At 69.4% G+C, this 16527-nt stretch carries 18 protein-coding genes; 11 read left to right on the forward strand and 7 right to left on the reverse strand.

Features of this window, described 5'->3' with window-relative positions; translation table 11 throughout:
- Positions 1-25: 25 nt before the first annotated feature.
- The gene (locus ABD932_RS03150; protein ID WP_345008514.1) at positions 26-667 is read right to left on the reverse strand and encodes a TetR/AcrR family transcriptional regulator; all 642 of its coding nucleotides are present in this window, start codon (positions 665-667) and stop codon (positions 26-28) included.
- A 99-nt stretch (positions 668-766) separates the two neighbouring features.
- On the opposite strand from ABD932_RS03150, the gene ABD932_RS03155 reads away from it, so the two are divergent.
- Positions 767-1705 (forward strand): aldo/keto reductase, encoded by a 939-nt coding sequence (locus ABD932_RS03155; RefSeq protein WP_345008515.1) that lies wholly within the window; start codon positions 767-769, stop codon positions 1703-1705.
- A 99-nt stretch (positions 1706-1804) separates the two neighbouring features.
- Here the strand turns inward: ABD932_RS03155 and ABD932_RS03160 are convergent, their stop codons facing one another.
- Positions 1805-2686 carry a helix-turn-helix domain-containing protein gene (locus ABD932_RS03160; protein WP_345008516.1) on the reverse strand — a complete coding sequence of 294 codons (882 nt, stop codon included), beginning with the start codon at positions 2684-2686 and terminating at the stop codon, positions 1805-1807.
- Between the two features lie 194 nt (positions 2687-2880).
- Between ABD932_RS03160 and ABD932_RS03165 the strand changes: the two genes are divergently transcribed.
- The 3 genes from ABD932_RS03165 to ABD932_RS03175 all read left to right on the forward strand — a co-directional run bounded on the left by ABD932_RS03165 (position 2881) and on the right by ABD932_RS03175 (position 4895).
- Positions 2881-3546 carry an SDR family NAD(P)-dependent oxidoreductase gene (locus ABD932_RS03165; protein WP_345008517.1) on the forward strand — a complete coding sequence of 222 codons (666 nt, stop codon included), beginning with the start codon at positions 2881-2883 and terminating at the stop codon, positions 3544-3546.
- 203 nt (positions 3547-3749) lie between these two features.
- Positions 3750-4097 carry a cyclophilin-like fold protein gene (locus ABD932_RS03170; protein ID WP_345008518.1) on the forward strand — a complete coding sequence of 116 codons (348 nt, stop codon included), beginning with the start codon at positions 3750-3752 and terminating at the stop codon, positions 4095-4097.
- Positions 4098-4127: 30 nt separating this feature from the next.
- A complete protein-coding gene (locus ABD932_RS03175) occupies positions 4128-4895 on the forward strand; it encodes an SDR family NAD(P)-dependent oxidoreductase (RefSeq protein WP_345008519.1) in 768 nt (255 codons plus the stop codon).
- 56 nt (positions 4896-4951) lie between these two features.
- On the opposite strand, the gene ABD932_RS03180 is transcribed toward ABD932_RS03175, so the two are convergent.
- Positions 4952-5143 carry a hypothetical protein gene (locus tag ABD932_RS03180; RefSeq protein ID WP_345008520.1) on the reverse strand — a complete coding sequence of 64 codons (192 nt, stop codon included), beginning with the start codon at positions 5141-5143 and terminating at the stop codon, positions 4952-4954.
- Between the two features lie 289 nt (positions 5144-5432).
- Here ABD932_RS03180 and ABD932_RS03185 point away from each other — a divergent pair, with 289 nt between their 5' ends.
- Positions 5433-5996 (forward strand): discoidin domain-containing protein, encoded by a 564-nt coding sequence (locus ABD932_RS03185; protein WP_345008751.1) that lies wholly within the window; start codon positions 5433-5435, stop codon positions 5994-5996.
- Positions 5997-6179: 183 nt separating this feature from the next.
- The gene (locus ABD932_RS03190; RefSeq protein ID WP_345008521.1) at positions 6180-6740 is read left to right on the forward strand and encodes a cysteine hydrolase family protein; all 561 of its coding nucleotides are present in this window, start codon (positions 6180-6182) and stop codon (positions 6738-6740) included.
- Positions 6741-6849: 109 nt separating this feature from the next.
- On the opposite strand, the gene ABD932_RS03195 is transcribed toward ABD932_RS03190, so the two are convergent.
- The 4 genes from ABD932_RS03195 to ABD932_RS03210 all read right to left on the reverse strand — a co-directional run bounded on the left by ABD932_RS03195 (position 6850) and on the right by ABD932_RS03210 (position 11037).
- Positions 6850-7884: a LacI family DNA-binding transcriptional regulator gene (locus ABD932_RS03195; RefSeq protein WP_345008522.1), complete on the reverse strand. Its 1035-nt coding sequence runs from the start codon at positions 7882-7884 to the stop codon at positions 6850-6852.
- Positions 7885-7960: 76 nt separating this feature from the next.
- Positions 7961-8797: an ATP-binding cassette domain-containing protein gene (locus ABD932_RS03200; RefSeq protein ID WP_345008523.1), complete on the reverse strand. Its 837-nt coding sequence runs from the start codon at positions 8795-8797 to the stop codon at positions 7961-7963.
- The gene (locus ABD932_RS03205) at positions 8794-9807 is read right to left on the reverse strand and encodes an ABC transporter permease (protein WP_345008524.1); all 1014 of its coding nucleotides are present in this window, start codon (positions 9805-9807) and stop codon (positions 8794-8796) included. Before ABD932_RS03205 ends, ABD932_RS03200 begins: the two co-directional genes overlap by 4 nt.
- Before the next feature lie 213 nt (positions 9808-10020).
- Positions 10021-11037, reverse strand: coding sequence for a sugar ABC transporter substrate-binding protein (locus tag ABD932_RS03210; protein ID WP_345008525.1), 1017 nt, complete (start codon positions 11035-11037; stop codon positions 10021-10023).
- 224 nt (positions 11038-11261) lie between these two features.
- Between ABD932_RS03210 and ABD932_RS03215 the strand changes: the two genes are divergently transcribed.
- The 5 genes from ABD932_RS03215 (at position 11262) to ABD932_RS03235 (ending at position 16320) form a co-directional block, all read left to right on the forward strand.
- Complete coding sequence (locus ABD932_RS03215; protein ID WP_345008526.1) at positions 11262-12224, forward strand: carbohydrate kinase family protein; 963 nt, start codon at positions 11262-11264, stop codon at positions 12222-12224.
- A gap of 221 nt (positions 12225-12445) precedes the next feature.
- Positions 12446-15004, forward strand: a complete 2559-nt coding sequence (locus ABD932_RS03220; RefSeq protein ID WP_345008527.1) for a GH32 C-terminal domain-containing protein — start codon at positions 12446-12448, stop codon at positions 15002-15004.
- A 15-nt stretch (positions 15005-15019) separates the two neighbouring features.
- A complete protein-coding gene (locus ABD932_RS03225; RefSeq protein WP_345008528.1) occupies positions 15020-15322 on the forward strand; it encodes a putative quinol monooxygenase in 303 nt (100 codons plus the stop codon).
- Positions 15323-15373: 51 nt separating this feature from the next.
- A complete protein-coding gene (locus tag ABD932_RS03230; protein WP_345008529.1) occupies positions 15374-16048 on the forward strand; it encodes a substrate-binding domain-containing protein in 675 nt (224 codons plus the stop codon).
- A 137-nt stretch (positions 16049-16185) separates the two neighbouring features.
- Positions 16186-16320 (forward strand): hypothetical protein, encoded by a 135-nt coding sequence (locus tag ABD932_RS03235; protein WP_345008530.1) that lies wholly within the window; start codon positions 16186-16188, stop codon positions 16318-16320.
- Positions 16321-16527 lie beyond the last annotated feature (207 nt).

The raw sequence follows: 16527 nt of genomic DNA on the forward strand, positions 1-16527 counted from the left end.
GCCGGGCCGCGGTAGGGCGAGGGCGTCACCCGGGTTGACGAATCTGTGGCCCATCGCAGTCGGGGTCGCTCCTGCTGCCTTCTGCCGTCGAGGGGAACAAGCGCTGGACGGCGGCGACGATGGCCGCCCGGCGGGCCGCCAGGAAGGCGTCGCGTTCCTCGCCGAGGGGAACGAGGTCGGTCTGGCCGGCCCACGACAAAGCCAGTTGGCTGACGAACACGAGGATGTCCTCGGGCTCCCACGCGGGATCGAGGTGGCCGGCCTCCTGCGCCTTGCGTACCAGCTCGATCTTGCGGCGCAGGGACTCCTGTACCGGGTCGTCGGAGGGAGCCTCCCCGGCCGGCAGCTCCAGTTGGCCCCACATCATCAGCCGGTGGCGTTCGGGGTGGCGGGTGGCGTGGTCATGCATGCGGCCGGCGTAGCCCGGAAGGTCGGCGGGATCCAGGGGGACGGCTTCGGCCATGGCCGCGAGCTCCCGGCCGGCGACGAACCGGTAGAGCGCCTCCTTGCTGCGGAAGTACGCATAGACGCGTTCCTTGCTGGTGCGCGCCGCCTTGGCGATCCTCTCGACCCGCGCTCCCGCGATGCCGTGACGGGCGAATTCGGCGGTGGCCGCGGAAATGATGCGGTCACTGGTGGCGTCGGTGACGCTGCTGCGGGAGGCCATGAGGCCCAGCTTACCCAACCGAACCGTTCGGTTTGGCAGAGGCGGCTGACGGCTGTATGGTCGAACCGAACCGTTTGGTGTGACTTACAGGAGTGGATCATGCAGCAGCGCAATCTGGGCCGCCAGGGCCTGACCGTCTCCGAGCTCGGCTACGGCGCGATGGGTACCGCCGTCGGCTACGGCCCCTCGGAGGACACCGGGTCGATCGCCGCGATCCGCCGCGCTCACGAGCTCGGCGTGACCCACTTCGACACCGCGGAGATGTACGGCTGGGGAGAGGGCGAGAAGCTGCTCGGCAACGCTCTGGCCCCGATCCGCGACGAGGTGACGATCGCGACCAAGTTCGGCCTCACCCCGACCTTCGCTCGGAACTCGAAGCCGGAGCACATCCGGGAGGTCGTCGAGAACAGCCTCCGCAACCTGAACGTCGACGTGATCGACGTGCTCTACCAGCACGGCCCTGACCCGAGCGTCCCGATCGAGGACGTGGTCGGTGTGATGAAGGAGTTCGTCGACGCCGGCAAGGTCAAGTACCTCGGCCTGTCCAACACCGACACCGACGCCATCCGCCGTGCCCACGCGGTGCACCCGATCTCGGTCCTGCAGCACGAGTACTCGATCTTCGCCCACGACTCCGAGCAGTTCTTCCCCGTACTGGAGGAGCTCGGCATCGGGCTGGTCGCCTACTCCCCGCTCGCCCGCGGTTTCCTCAGCGGCGCGGTCAAGTCCCGTGAGCACTACGACGCGAGCGATTTCCGCCAGATGATTCCCTGGTGGGCCCCGGAGAACTTCGACCAGAACCTCTCCATCGTCAGCGAGCTGACCAAGCTCGCCGAGAGCAAGGGCGTCACCCTGTCCCAGCTCGCCCTGGCCTGGCTGCTGGCGAAGAAGGACTACATCGTCCCGATCCCCGGCTCGCGCAACCCCGAGCGCGTCGCGCAGAACATCGCCGCCGCCGACCTCGAGCTGACCGCCGACGACCTCGCCCGCATCGACGAGATCGCACCCGACGGCGGCATCGGCGGACGAGGCATGTGACACCCGCCCACCGGAGCCCGGCCGACCCAGCCGCACTCCGTTTCCTGGCAGGGCACACCGCGCCGTCCGTCTCCTGTTCGGCAGGCGTGGTTCCCGTGGTCAGGCGAGAGGAGGAGAAGCCGGCAGATTCTGGTCGGCGGCCCAGGAGGCGAGGATGCGCAGCCGCTCGTGGGTGGGGGAGCCGGGTGCGGCCGTCCAGACGGTGAGGTGCTGGTCGGGGTCGGTGTTGGCGGTCAACGTGTCCCAGTCCAGGACGAGTTCGCCGACCACCGGGTGGTTGAGGGTCTTCGTGCCCACCGTGCGGGCCGCGACGCGGTGGTCGCCCCACCACTGGGCGAACTGCTTGTCGCGCAGGGACAGTTCACCGACCAGCTCGATGAGGCGGGGGTCCTCGGGATACTTCGCGGCTTCCATCCGCAGCTGCGCCACGGCGAGCCGCGCGGAGGTCTCCCAGTCGGCGTACAGGGTGCGCATGGCCGTATCGGTGAAGATGATCCGCGGGTAGTTGCGGTGCTTCTCCGGGATCCGGGAGAAGTCGGTGACCAGCGCTGCCGCCAGTGCGTTCCAGGCCAGGATGTCCCCGCGCCGGCCCTGCACGATGGCCGGGGTGGCGGTGAGATCGTCCAGCACCCGTTGCAGCTGCGGCTGGACCTTCTGTCGTCCCCGGCTGCGGGCGCGGGTGGTGGTCTTGCCGGCGAGCTGGAAGAGATAGCCGCGTTCGTCGTCGTCGAGATGGAGCACCCGGGCGAGGACGTCCAGCACGGGCGCGGACGCCTGCATACGGCCCTGTTCGAGACGCGTGTAGTAGTCGGTGCTGATGCTGGCGAGCTGGGCGACCTCTTCGCGGCGCAGTCCGGCGACCCGGCGGGGGCTGCCGTTGTCGGGCAGGCCGACAGTGCGCGGGCTCAGCTCGGCGCGGCGCTTCTTGAGGAATTCTCCCAGCTCGTTGAGGGGAACATTGCCGGTCATGCCGCTCAGCATGACACCGAACGCACCTGAGGAAGGAGGGAGAGTTTCCACCCAGGATGTCTCCCTCCCCGGATGTCTTTCTCCGCTTTTCGCTCTTGCCTCGGCATGTGAGGCTCGACATGGAGCAGCCGGCCCGGCGAGCCCGAGCGCCGCGCCGGCAAGCCCCCGCAGCCTGAGCGAAGCCCCTCCACCCACAAGGACTCACCATGACGACCTTCGCCCTCGTCGGCGCCGGCCCCGGCCTCGGACTCGCCACCGCCCGCCGCTTCGGAACCGCCGGTCACACCGTGGCCCTCATCTCCCGCAGCGCCGAGAAGCTGGACGGACTCACCGCCGAGCTGGCCCGCGACGGCATCCAGGCGCGGGGCTTCACCGCCGACGTCCTCGACATCGAGTCACTGGACGCGGCCCTGTACGCGGCGGCAGCCGCCCTGGGGCCCATCGAGATCCTGCAGTACAGCCCCGTGCCCCGCGCCGATTTCATGAAGCCTGCCCTCGACACGACTGCCGACGACCTCGACGCGCCCCTCGCCTTCTCCGTCAAGGGCCCCGTCACCGCGGTCAACGCCGTCCTGCCCGGCATGCGCGAACTCGGCCGCGGCACCCTGCTGTTCGTCAACGGAGGCAGCGCCGTACGCCCCCACCCGGGCCGGGCCGGCACCTCGATCGCCTTCGCCGCCGAGAGCGCCTATGCCCGCATGCTCCACGACGCCCTCGCCCCGGAGAACATCCACGCCGCCCAGCTGATCATCCCCGGAGCGATCCGGCCCGACGCCGAGCACAGCAGCCCCGAGGTGCTGGCCCATCGCCTGTACGACATCCACGTCAAGCGCGACGGCTTCCGCCACTACGCCGAGCCTCTCCCCAACTGACGCCCCCGGAGGATGCCGTGAGCCTGACCACCCGTTCCAGCCTTGCCCGCGCCGTCCCGACCGCCTTACTGCTCGCAGTGACCGCCTGTACCGACGAGGCGCCCCCGTCCCCGTCTTCCCCGTCCTCGTCCTCCGTCTCCGCGTCACAGCGAACGCCGACGGCCACGGCACCAGCCCCACCGTCCGATGACAAGGAGACCGCCATGAACATCCGGCTCACCATCGACGGCCACCGGGTCGACGCCACCCTGAACGACAGCGCCACGGCCCGCGACTTCGCCGCCCTGCTCCCGCTCACGCTGAACCTGAGCGACTTCCACGAGACGGAGAAGATCGCTGACCTACCCCGTCGGCTGTCCACCTCCGGCGCCCCGGACCGCGCCGAGGCCAAGCCCGGGGACCTGGCGTATTACGCGCCCTGGGGCAACCTGGCCCTCTTCTACCGAGGCAGCGGCTCCAGCGACGCCGGCCTGATCATCCTCGGCAGCGTGCACGGCGACACCGAACGCCTCGCCACCGCCACCGAGGTCACCATCGAAGCAGCTTCCTGACCCGGCGCACTCTCAACGGGAGAAAAGCACGTGAACCCCGCCTACGACTTCACCGGCCAGGTCGCCCTCGTCACCGGCGCCGGCTCCGGCATGGGCCTGGCGACCGCCCGCGCCTTCGCCGAGTCCGGGGCCGCCGTCGCCCTCACCGACATCGACGAAGCCGCCCTGAACGCGGCCGTCAAGGAACTCACCGACTCCGGCCACCGAGCACTCGCCCTCACCTGCGACGTCAGCGACGAGGACCAAGTGGCCGCTGCAGTCGACCGGACCGTCGAGACGTTCGGGCGCTTGGACATGGCATACAACAACGCCGGTATCCAGATCCCGCCCAGCGACGCCGCCGACGAACCCGCCGAGCGGTTCGACCGCGTCAACGCCATCAACCTCCGCGGCGTGTGGGCCTGTATGAAACACGAGCTGCGGCACATGCGCGCCCAGGGCAGCGGCGCCATAGTCAACTGCTCCTCGCTCGGCGGCCTCGTCGGCCTGCCCGGCCGTGCCTCCTACCACGCCTCCAAGCACGGCGTGATCGGCCTGACCACCAGCGCGGCCCTGGAGTACGCCCCGCGCGGCATCCGTATCAACGCCGTCTGCCCCGGCACCATCGACACCCCGATGGTCAGCGACATGATCGCCAAAGGGGAGCTGGACCGCGCCGAGGCCGAGGCCAACCAGCCCATCAACCGCCTCGGTACGGCCGAGGAGATCGCCCAGGCGGTCCTGTGGCTGTGCAGCCCGGGAGCCGGTTTCGTCGTAGGCGTCGCCCTCCCCGTCGACGGCGGCTACGTCGCCCGATAACGCCGTGGGAGCCGCCGTCACGCAACGGACGGCGGCTCCCACGGCAGCATCGGACATCAACAGACGGCGAAGGGATCGACCCCGTCCCACGCCTCGCGCCGCGCGCCGGCGAGGCGGTCACGCACCAGACGCGGCTCCACGTCGAACGACAGGCACGCCCGGTCGCGAGGGGTGAAGGCCGGCCAGTCCGGCAGTGCCCGGGTCGCAGGCGTTCCGTGCCGGGCGAACGCGGCGAAGGAGTCCACCATCTTGTGAAGTCGCCCTGGCCCCAGTTGCCGAAGGTGAACTGGACATCGCCGCCGTGCGTGGGCCCGAAGGGCCCGGCCTGTGCGTAGTCGAAGGTGTACTGCCACACCCGGGCGCCGGCGCGGTGGGCGTACTCGGCCAGCCACACCGAGGGCATGACGACGAACCAGCCGCTGAGCACGTCGTTGAGGACTGCTCGCCCAGCAGCCCCGGGTCCGCGTCGGCGACCAGTGGCTCGCCTACACCCTGCCCAGCGGCGCATCGCTCACCTCGCCCACCGGCTAGACCGCCCTGCCCCGCGACAACTGGCAGGCGACAGCGTCCGCGAGCAGCTCGGACGACCCGCCGACCAAGGCCGTCGACGGTGACGCGGCCACCCGCTGGAGCCTGGGCCACGGCATGCAACCGGGCGACTGGTTCCAGCTCGACCTCGGCTCCACCCAGACCTTCGACCAGGTCGTCCTGGACACCGGCGCCTCGTCCGGCGACTTCGCCCGCCAGTACGAGGTGTACACCTCCGACGACGGCACCGACTGGGGCGAGCCCATTGCCACCGGCTCCGGCAGCACCGTGCCCCGGATCCTGCTGCCCACCACCGCCCGCTACATCCGAGTGGTCAACGAGGTGAGCTCCGGCAGCTGGTGGTCCCTCCACGACGTCTCTGTCCTCGCCCCCGAGGGCAGGACCACGTCGCCCGATGCCACGAGCGACGGCCTCCAGCGCAAGAACGCGCCCCTGCCCAACGGCACCCAGCTGCAGGTCACGTACAACTCCGGTGGCGGAGCTGCCACGTTCGACATCCCGTGGGGCGACACGACGTACAGCTACCGACTGCCAGCCACGCGGCCTGCCTGAGCGCACGCCTGCGGAAACCGCCTGTATGGAGCACACACAGCGAGGGCCCGCGCCGGAGGAAATCTGCGCGGGCCCTCGGGCCGTTCCTGGCGGCGCCGTTCGCCGTGCCCGAGGCCGCATAGGATCCGAACACCAGAACCCGGACCGCTTCAACGCCGAACCGACTTCGTTCCTGGAGACGACATGAGCAGCGCTCTTCTCGTGATGGACGTCCAACGGGCCATCGTGGACATCGCCGACGCCGACTCCGGATACCTGTCACGCCTGAGCAGGGCGATCGACGGGGCCCGGGCGGCGAACATCCCCGTGATCTACGTGGTCATCGCGTTACGTCCCGGGTTCCCGGAAGTCGGCACGCGCAACAGGGCTCTCACTGCCATCGCACAGGCCGGCCTCTACGTCGAGGGCGCCCCGGGCACCGAGATCCACCCCGAGGTCGCGCCCCTGCCGGGTGACGTGGTGGTCACCAAGAGGCGGGCGAGCGCGTTCTCGGGCAGTGATCTCGACGTGGTGTTGAGGGCACGCGGTATCGACAGCCTGGTGCTCACCGGCATCGCCACCAGCGCTGTGGTGCTGTCCACCCTGTGCCAGGCGAACGACCTGGACTTCGGCCTCACCGTCCTCTCCGACGGCTGTCTGGACATCGACCCGGAGGTGCACCGGATCCTCACCGAGCGACTGTTCCCGCAGTGGGCGGATGTCGTCACCGTTGACGACTGGGTCAAGGCGATCGCACCTCGATAGTGGCGGACCAGGTGGACGAGAACATGGGTGTTCGGCTCCGGCGGGCCTCCTGACCACGCAGGATGGCCGGCCGGGGCGTCGTCGCAAGGGCAGCTGAGCGGGCGACCGCTCATGCCTCCCGTGTGCCGACCGCGGGCTGCTGCTCCCCCGAGCCTCGGACGATCAGGCGGGTGGGGACGGTGATGGTCCGTGCCCGAGATCGGTCGCCGTCCAGGCGGGCGAGGGCGGCCGTCGCCGCTGTTCTGCCGATTTCCTCGGGGTCCTGTGCGACGACGGTCAGGGCCGGTTCGAGTGCCTCGGCGAGCGAGACGTCGTCGAAGGCGACGACGGCGACGTCCTTGCGCTTGCCGCGGGCGAGTTGGGCGACTATGCCCAGCGCCATGATGTTGTTGCCGGCGTACAGGGCCGTGGGGGGATCGGCCAGGTCGAGCAGCTTCGAGGTCGCGGCCTCGGCCCCCTGCTGGTCGTGTGCGCTGGTGACCAGTGAGCGGTCGTAGGGAATGTCGGCTTCCTGCAGGGCGGCGCGGTAGCCGGCGAGGCGTTCGCGGCGGGTGTAGAGCTTGGTGGGCAGGTCGCCGATGAAGCCGATGCGCCGGTGTCCGTGGGCGATCAGGTGGGCGACGCCCTCGTGGGAGCCGTCCCGGTTGGAGCTGACGACGCTGTCCGTGGCCAGGCCCGCGCCGGGGCGGTCGATGAAGACCACGGGCAGTCCCGCGGTGCGGTGGGCCTTGAGATGGGAGTGGTCGGCGCCGACGGACGGCACGACCATGAGGATGCTGACGCGGCGGGAGAGGAACTTGTCCGTCAACGAGCGTTCGCGGTCGGGATCGTCCGCGGAGGAGCCCACGAGCAGGGTCAGGCCACGGTCGCGGACCGTGTCCTCGATGCTCCTGGCCACGGCTCCGAAGAACGGGTTGGCCAGGTCGGGGATGACCAGTCCGATCGTGGTGTCGGGCCCTCCCACCCGGATGTTGCGGGCCATGAGGTTCGGCTGGAAGCCGAGCTTGGCCACGGCGGCGAGAACCTGTTCCCTGGTCTCGGCCGAGGCGTATCCGTCCTCGTTGAGAACCCGGGAGACGGTCTTGGCGCTGACGCCCACTTCTCGGGCGACGTCTGCCATGGTCGGGCGGCGGTTCGCTGCCATGGAGGAAACGGTCTCCTGTGCTCGTCGGTCCCGGCCGCGGCCTCGGCCGGAACCTGTGAGTGCTGCGGTCCTGTCGTCAGTTGGCCTGGACTCCCGCGGCCTTCGCGGCCTCGGAATCGGCTACGACAGTACCTCCGGCCGCATCGACGGTGAGCGCGCCGGTCATGATGGCCACGACCTCCGCCATGGAGTAGTCGGACGGCTTGATCACGGCGGCGCGCCGGCCCAGCCGGTGGACGTGGATCCGGTCGGCGATCTCGAAGACGTGCGGCATGTTGTGGCTGATCAGGACGACCGGCATGCCCTTGTCGCGGACACGGCGGATGAGGTCCAGAACCTGACCCGACTCCTTGACGCCTAGGGCGGCGGTGGGCTCGTCCATGACGACGACACTGCGGGCCCAGGCCACGGAACGGGCGACCGCGACGGCCTGCCGCTGTCCGCCGGAGAGCGTCTCGACCGCCTGCGTAAGCGAGCGCAGACCGATCTTCAGGTCGGCCATGTGCTCGGCGGCCTCCTGACGCATGCGCTTCTTGTCGAGCATGCGGAAGACACTGCCGAGGACACCGGGGCGGCGCAGCTCGCGCCCGAGGAACATGTTCGAGGCGATGTCCATGGAGGCGGCCACGGCGAGGTCCTGATAGACCGTCTCGATGCCGTGGGCGCGGGCACTCTGCGGCCCGGAGAACTGGATCGGCTTGCCGTTGAGGCGTATCTCGCCCTCGTCCGGGACCACCGCACCGGTGAGGGCCTTGATCAGGCTGGTCTTGCCCGCTCCGTTGTCGCCGATGACGGCGAGTACCTCGCCGGGCATCAGGTCGAAGTCGGCGCCGTCGATGGCGGTGACATGGCCGTAGCGCTTGACCAGACCGCGGGCCTGAAGGACAGGGGTGGGGGAGGTCGTGGTGCTCATCGGGCCTTCTTCCGGGAGATCTGGTCGACGGTCACCGCGAGGATCACCAGGACGCCGGTGATCAGGGTCTGGTAGATGGAGGCGACGCCCATCAGCTGCAGACCGTTGCGGAAGACACCGACGATGAGGACGCCGATGAAGGTGCCAAGGACCGAACCGCGTCCGCCGAAGAGGCTGGTGCCGCCGAGGACCACGGCGGTGATGCTGTCGAGGTTGTCGGTCTGGCCGGCTTGCGGGTCGCCCACTCCGGTGCGGGAGATGAGCAGCAGGGCGGCGAGGCCGTAGAGGAGACCCGCCACGGTGTAGACGCCGATGGTCAGACGGGAGGTACGGATGCCGTTCAGCCGTGCTGCCTCCTGGCTGTTGCCCAGCGCGTAGACGTGCCGGCCCCAACCGGTGCTGCTCAGCGCGTAGGCGAGGAGCAGGAACAGGGCGATGGTGACCAGGGAGCCGTAGGTGATGTCGGTGTTGCCGAGCGGGAAGGTCTCCCCGAGTGCCGTCAGCGGACCCGGCAGGTTGGTGACCGTCTGCTCCTCGGAGTAGATGTGGGTCAGCGCGAACGCCACGTTGAGCATGCCGAGGGTGACGATGAACGGCGGCAGCGGGATCTTCTGCACCAACAGCCCGTTGAGCAGCCCGAATCCGCCGCACACGCCGATGCCCAAGGCGATGGCGACGAGCGGCGGCAGGGAACCCTCGGCGGCCATCTTGGCGATCATGATGCTGCCGAAGGCCATGACGGCACCGCACGACAGGTCGATGCCCGCCGTGAGGATGATCAGGGTCTGGCCGATGGCGAGGGTGCCGACGACCATGACCTGCTGCACGATCAGCGAGAAGTTGCCGCCCGTGAGGAACTGCTCGGTCGAGAAGGAGAAGAAGGCGCAGGCCAGGAGGAGGGCGGCCAGTGGGCCGGTGGTGGGCGCGGTGAGCAGTCTGCGGGCCGTGGTCGGCGCTTTGAGCTCGGCATACGGCGAGGACGTGCTCGGAGGCGTGGACGTGGCGGTCATGCGGAGTCCTTGTCGGAAGACAGAGTCCTTGTCCGTCCTTGTCCGTCCCTGTCCGTCCCGGTCCGTCCTCGTGGGAGGCGCCGGAGGAACCGGAGGAATCGAAGAGGCCGGAGGACAAGGGAACGAGGGGGCGGCCGTCCCCACGGTCGGGGAGGAAGGGCCGGCCGCCCCGCTTGAGGGGGAGGCGGCGAACGTACGGTCGTCGGGGGCGGCTCAGCCCCAGCAGTTCTCCAGGCCGTAGGCGGTGTCCTTGGACGTGACCCCGTCCTGAGCCTTGTCGGTGATCAGCGTGACGCCCGTGTCGGTGTAACCGGACGCCTTCTTGTCGTCCTTGGCGTACGCCACGACGGCCTTGACGCCCTCGGCGGCCATCTTCAGCGGGTACTGCTGGGACGTCGCGGCGATCTTGCCGTCCTTGACCGCCTGGGTGCCCGTGCAGCCGCCGTCCACGGAGACGATCAGCACGTCCTTCTCCCGGCCCTTGGCCTTCAGCGCGGTGTACGCGCCCAGCGCGGCCGGCTCGTTGATCGTGTAGACGACGTTGATGTCGGGTTCCTTCTGGAGACAGTTCTCCATGGCGGTCTGGCCCTTGGCCTGGTCGCCGCCGGTGTCCTGGGCGCAGGCGACGTCCTTGTCGGTGGCGCCGAAGCCCTTCAGGAAGCCCTCGTGCCGCTGGACGCCGACGGAGACGCCCGGCGCGAGGTCGAGGGTGGCTATCTTCGCCGTCTTGCCCTTCATGGCGGCCTTGGCGTACTGGCCGATCAGCTCGCCGGCCTTCACGTTGTCCGTGGCGAAGAGGGCGTCGACCGCGCTCTCCGGGTCGGTCGGGGTGTCCAGGGCGATGACCAGAACACCCTTGGCCTTGGCCTTCTCGATCGCGGGGACGATGGCCTTGGAGTCGCTCGGAGTGATCAGGATGCCCTTCACCCCGGCGGCGACCATGTTCTCGAGGGCGGTGACCTGCCCGGCGTTGTCCCCGTCGAACTTGCCCGCGGCGGTGGACAGTTCGGCGCCGTTCTCCTTGGCGGCCTTCTCCGCGCCCTCCTTCATCTTCACGAAGAACGGGTTGGTGTCGGTCTTGGTGATCAGACCGACCTTGACGCTGCCCGAGCCGGAGCTCGTGGAGTCCGAACCGGAGCCGGATCCGCAGGCCGTCAGGGTGAGGGCCGCGACGCCCGTGACCGCGGCGGCTCTGACGAGGGAGGAGGACAGACGAGTGGTGCGAGGCATGTTCGACTCCTGAGGTGTAGCGAGCGGCACGGGGTTGTCAGAGCAGGCCGCCCGGGGTGTCATCGTTGACTTATGTCATCGTTGACACTGCATGGCGAGGATGATGGACTCCGCCTCCCGGAAACGTCAATGCCTTGCACGCGTCACAAGTCCGCAACGCCCCCTGCGGCCGCCCGTTTCGTGCCCGCTTTTTTTGCCCGTACGTTCGCAGAGAAGAGCAGCCCATGAGCCCGCGCCAGATCACCGTCCTGGGAGAGTGCGTCGCGGACGCGTTCGCCGAACCCGCCAACACCTCGAACGAACTCGCTCTGCGCGTGCTGCCGGGCGGCGGACCTGCGAATACGGCAGCGTCACTGGCCCGCCTCGGCACCCCGGCCCGCTTCCTCGCGCGGCTGTCGGGCGATGTGTTCGGCCGCCTGTTCCGCGCCCACCTGGAGACATCCGGGGTGGACCTGTCGAGCGCCGTCCCGGCCGCGGAGCCCAGCACGCTGGCCGTGGCGGAGCTGGACGCCCAGGGACAGGCCGCGTTCTCCTTCCATGCGCAGAACACGGCCGACTGGCAGTGGACGGCAGCGGAACTGGCGCGGGTGGACCTGTCCGAAACCGCCTGTGTGCACACCGGCTCCCTGGCCCTGGTCCAGGAACCCGGGGCGGCGGTGGTGGAGGACTTCCTGGCGGCGGCCGCCCCGCACGCGACCATCAGCATCGACCCCAATGTCCGGCCACTGCTGGTGCACCCCGACGTCTACCGCGCCCGGTTGGCGCACTGGTGCGGCCTCGCCGACGTGCTGCGACTCAGCGAGGACGACCTGGAGCTCCTGCTGCCGGGCACGCCGCCCGAGGAGGCGTGCGACATCTGGCACGCGGCCGGGGCGCGGCTCGTGGTGATCACGCGCGGCGCCGACGGCGCCCTGGCCTCGCTCGACGGCGAACGGGTCGAGGTGCCCGCCGTGCCGACGAGCGTCGTCGACACGGTCGGGGCGGGGGACTCCTTCACGGCCGGGCTGCTGCACCACCTCGGCGCCCGCGGCCTGCTCGGTGGTCGGCTGACGGAAGTCCGTCTCGACGACGTCGCGGAAGCCTGCCGGTTCGCCACCCGGGTCGCGGCCCTGACCTGCTCGGTCGCCGGCCCCAACCCGCCGTGGCAGAGCCAGTTGGAGCACCTCGCCACGGCCGATCGCACCTGACGGACAGTCGGGCCGCGCAGTGGACATCCCGGCCGAACCGTTGACGCATTGACCGGATTGCGTCCATCATCGGGCCACTCGATGTCATCGATGACACAAGTCAACGATGACACCCCTTCTCGGTGTCGTGGACGACGGCGCCGAGAAGGCGTCACTTTTCGGTCGGTTCCGCGCCGGGCAGCAGGCTCCGCTGCGCGGACGGCCGCGGCACAGGAGTCACCATGAGCTCTGAACGTGTATTTCGGCATGCCCGCATACGGATGATCGCGGCGGTGGCGACCGTCTGCGCCCTGTCCGCAGCCCCGCTCGTCCCCCAGGCCGTCGCCGCCGACACCTCGCCGTACTCCGAGACCTACCGGCCCCAGTTCCACTTCACCCCGGCGAAGAACTGGATGAACGACCCCAACGGCCTCGTGTACTACAAGGGCGAGTACCACCTCTTCTACCAGTACAACCCCAACGGCAACTCGTGGGGAGACATGTCCTGGGGGCACGCGGTGAGCACCGACCTCGTGCACTGGAAGGAGCTGCCGCTCGCCCTGTCGCACGACGACCAGGAGATGGTGTTCTCCGGCAGCGCGGTCGTCGACCGGAACAACACCACAGGGTTCGGAACCAAGGAGAACCCGCCCATGGTGGCGATCTACACCAGCCACGCCAAGGGCACGGGCATCCAGGCCCAGTCGCTCGCCTACAGCACCGACCGCGGCCGCACCTGGACCAAGTACCAGGGCAACCCCGTCATCGACATCGGCTCCAGGGAGTTCCGCGACCCCAAGGTCCAGTGGTACGAGCCGACCCAAAGCTGGCTGATGACGGTGTCCCTGTCCACCGAGCACAAGGTGCGGTTCTACTCGTCGAAGAACCTCAAGGACTGGAACCTGCTCAGCGAGTTCGGGCCGGCCGGCGCGACGGGCGGCGTGTGGGAGTGCCCCGACCTGATCCCCCTCGCGGTCGACGGGGACAAGAACAACATCAAGTGGGTCCTCGTCGTCAACATCAACCCCGGCGGTATCGCGGGCGGTTCGGCCGCCCAGTACTTCATCGGCGACTTCGACGGCAAGAAGTTCACCGCCGAGGACAAGGGCACCTACACCCCGCCCACCGGCACGGTGCTGCAGGACTTCGAGAACACCGACTTCGGTACGTGGACGACCACCGGTACCGCGTTCGGCGCCGGACCGGCGGCCGGCGCGGTGGCCGGACAGGGTGCCGTCTCCGGCTTCGACGGCAAGGGCCTCGCCAACAGCTTCCACGGCGGTGACGCCACCACCGGCATCCTCACCTCGCCCGAGTTCACCGTCGACAGCCGCTACCTGAACTTCAAGGTCGGTGGCGGACGGCACCCGCACGAGCCCGGGACGCTCCTGGAGCAGGCAGACCCGCCCGCGGGGACGGTCCTGGCCGACTTCGAAGGCGGGAGCTACGGCGACTGGACGGCGACCGGAGACGCCTTCGGCTCGGCACCGGCCAACGGCACCCTCCCCAACCAGCAGGAAGTCTCCGGATTCCGGGGCAGCGGCCTGGTCAACAGCTACCTGAACGGCGACTCCACCACCGGCACTCTCACCTCGCCGGAATTCACCATCGACAAGGCCTACGTCAACTTCCTCGTCGGCGGCGGCAACCACCCCGTCGGCTCCGACAACCCCACCGCCGTCGAGCTCCTCGTCGACGGCCAGGTGGTGCGCAGCACGACCGGAAAGGACGGCGAGGCGCTCAACTGGGCCTCCTGGGACGTCAAGGCCCTCGCCGGCAAGAAGGCGCAGATCAGGATCGTCGACGACAACACCGGCGGCTGGGGCCACATCAACGTCGACCACATCATGCTGTCCGACATCAAGGCCCAGCCCGTCTCCCAGGAGACGTCCGTCAACCTGGTCGTCGACGGCCAGGTCGTCCGCAGCGCCACCGGCTCCAACAGCGAGACCCTGGACTGGGCGTCCTTCGACCTGCGTCCCTACGCCGGCAAGAAGGCGCGGATCCAGATCGTCGACATGAACACCGCCGGCTGGGGCCACATCCTGGCCGACCGGTTCACCGCCGCCGACGCCCCCGCCAAGTCCGTCGTACAGCGCGCCGACTGGGCCGACTACGGCAAGGACTACTACGCGGCCGTCTCCTGGGAGAACGCCCCGGGCGGCAAGCGCTACATGATCGGCTGGATGAACAACTGGGACTACAGCGGCGCCATCCCCACCTCACCCTGGCGCGGCGCGCAGAGCATCCCCCGGGAGATGGCCCTGCGTACGATCGACGGTCGGATCCGGCTGACCAGCAAGCCGGTGAACAGCGTGGCGTCCCTGCGGCAGGACCCGGTGTCCGCGACCGGCGTCACCGTCAACAGCACCACCAAGCCCCTGATCGGCCCCGCGGCCCAGGGCAAGGCCCTCGACATCGAGGCGACCTTCTCCCTCAAGGACGCCGAACGCTTCGGCCTGAAGGTGCGCACCGGCGCAGGCGGTGAGGAGACCGTCATCGGCTACGACACCACGACCCAGGAGCTCTACGTCGACCGCACCCGCTCCGGCGCCGTGGACTTCAACAGCACCTTCCCCGGCGTCCAGACCGCACCGCTGAAGGCCACGAACGGCAAGGTGAAGCTGCGGATCCTCGTCGACTGGTCGTCCGTCGAGGTCTTCGGCGGCAACGGCGAGGCCGTGATCACCGACCAGATCTTCCCCGACCCCGCCGGCCAGGGAGTGGAGGTCTTCGCCGAGAACGGCTCGGTGAAGCTGGACCAGGCCGTCGTCTGGCACCTCGACTCCGCCCACGACTGACAAGGACACGAGACCATGAAGAAGACCCTGCTCGCCGAGTTCACCGCCCGCGAGGGAGCGGAGGCCGAGGTCGCCCGCATGATCGGGGACTACGCCCTGAAGGTGCGCGAGGAAGAAGGCAACATCGCCTTCGACGTCTACACCAAGGCAGCCCACCCGCGCGCCTTCTGGATCTTCGAGGTGTACCGGGACGAGGACGCCTTCCAGGCGCACCTGAACGCCCCGTACGGCGGCCCGTTCAACGCCGCCCTCACCCCGCTGATCGAGGAGGACGCCTCCGTGCTGACCTTCTTGGATCCGCTGGCCATGAAGCCGTGACAGGCAGTCGACAAGGGGCCCCACCGGGGCGCAATCTCATCCCGCACTCACTTGCCAGCGCGTCCTGGAGACGGCCCAGCAGCTGGGATACGCGCCCAACGGGCTGGCCCGTGGCCTGAGGCTGAAGCGGTCGAGCACCATCGGCTCAAGGAGATCGAACTGCTGCTCCAGCGCCAGGTCGACGGGGTCCAGGGCGGCTACACCGCCGTACAGGAACTGCTCCGCCACGGCCACCGTCGTATCGGCTTCCTCAACAACGTCGACGACATCCCTGCCACCCACGGGAGGCTGGCCGGCTACCGCCAGGCCCTCGCGGAAGCCGGTGTCGTCTTCGACCCCGGGCTGGTGGTGACCGACACCTCCGACGCCGCCGGCGGCTACCGGGCGGCACGCGGTCTGCTGCAGGCGGCGGAGCGCCCGACCGCGCTGTTCTGCTTCACCGACCGGATGGCGATGGGCGCCTACCACGCCGCCGCCCAACTGGGGCTGTCGATCCCCGCCGATCTGTCGGTCATCGGTTTCGACAACCAGGAACTGATCTGCGACGGCATGTTCCCGGGGCTGACCACCGTCGCCCTGCCGCACTACGAGATGAGGGCGCGAGCCGTCGTACAACTGCTCTCGCTCACGGGCGCCCGGGACCGGGGGACTGGTTCGGTTGCCCAGGAAATGCTGCCGTGCCCGCTGGTGGCACGGGCATCGGTCGCTTCGCCGCCCCGACTCTGACCCCGAGACGGCGAAGCACCACCGATACAGGCGGCCGCATCATCGGCCGCCGGCACGGTCTTGCAGGACCGCGGTCTTGCAGGGCCGTGCCCAGTGAATTGGAGGAACCCGTGGAATCGAGAACCAGGCGCCTCGCGGTGTCGAGTTTAGCCGCCCTGTCCGCCGCGACGCCGGTCGCGGGCTGCGGGGGCGGTGGCACCGCGGCCGGCTCGGGAGCCGAGGGCAACACCCTGACCCTGTGGACCCACGACGCCGGCAAGGCCACCGAGTAGGCCGTCGTCAAGCAGATCGTCAATCGCTCGACGGCGGCCACACCTGGGCCAAGCGGCCATGCACTCGCCCCCCGAGTTGCTCGGCTTCAGGGGCGCCGGGCAGTCCGCTCGTCCTTGCCGGATGGCGCGGAGGACCCCGGTGCGGCCGGGCCTGGTGCCAGGCAGCGTCGTAGGACGGGCGTCCAGCGCATGGCGACACCTCTCCCA

This window comes from Streptomyces shaanxiensis (genome assembly GCF_039537145.1).
Taxonomy (GTDB): domain Bacteria; phylum Actinomycetota; class Actinomycetes; order Streptomycetales; family Streptomycetaceae; genus Streptomyces; species Streptomyces shaanxiensis.